Raw genomic sequence first — 630 nt, 5'->3', positions numbered from 1 at the left:
GGCTTGTTCTCGCCCTGGATGTACGCCATCCGATGCGGCGTCCACAGGCGCTGGAAGGCGTCCTGGGTGCCGACTCCGATCTGCTGCTCCGGCTCACTCGTCATGCGCGCCAGCATATTCCCCGGTGGGGCGGTGGCGCGGGGCGCCCCGGGCGGGCCCGCCGCCCGCACGGCCGGCCCGACCAGCGGCGGCGACGCCAGGGCCCCCGCCGCCCGCCCGGGGAGGGCGGGGCGGCGAGGGCCCGGTCGGTCACACCTGGACGCGACGCTCCACGGCGTCCACGATCTCCGCGATGGCCTCCGCTCGCGGGATGCCGTTCTTCTGCGAGCCGTCGCGGTAGCGGAAGCTGACCGCGCCGGCGGCCACGTCCTCGTCGCCCGCGATGACCATGAAGGGGATCTTCGCCTTCTGCGCGTTGCGGATCTTCTTCTGCATCCGGTCCGACGAGGAGTCGACCTCGATCCGCAGCCCCCTGGCCTTGGCCTCGGCCGCGAACTCCGCCAGGTAGGGCACGTGCCCGTCACCGATCGGAATGCCGACCGCCTGCACCGGGGCCAGCCAGGCCGGGAAGGCGCCCGCGTAGTGCTCCAGGAGCACCGCGAAGGACCGCTCGATGGAGCCGAACAGCGC

General features: G+C 73.7%; 1 protein-coding gene and 1 pseudogene. Both read right to left on the bottom strand.

Going from position 1 to position 630, the window contains the following annotated elements:
• Positions 1 to 116: pseudogene (locus tag KUM32_RS44425) on the bottom strand (HIT family hydrolase); the annotation flags it as partial.
• A 133-nt stretch (positions 117 to 249) separates the two neighbouring features.
• Positions 250 to 630: His/Gly/Thr/Pro-type tRNA ligase C-terminal domain-containing protein (locus tag KUM32_RS38565; protein ID WP_254406715.1), on the bottom strand; the 381-nt coding region annotated here is incomplete at its 5' end.

The organism is Streptomyces sp. AC627_RSS907 (genome assembly GCF_019049165.1).
This window is presented reverse-complemented; position numbering and strand designations above follow the sequence as displayed.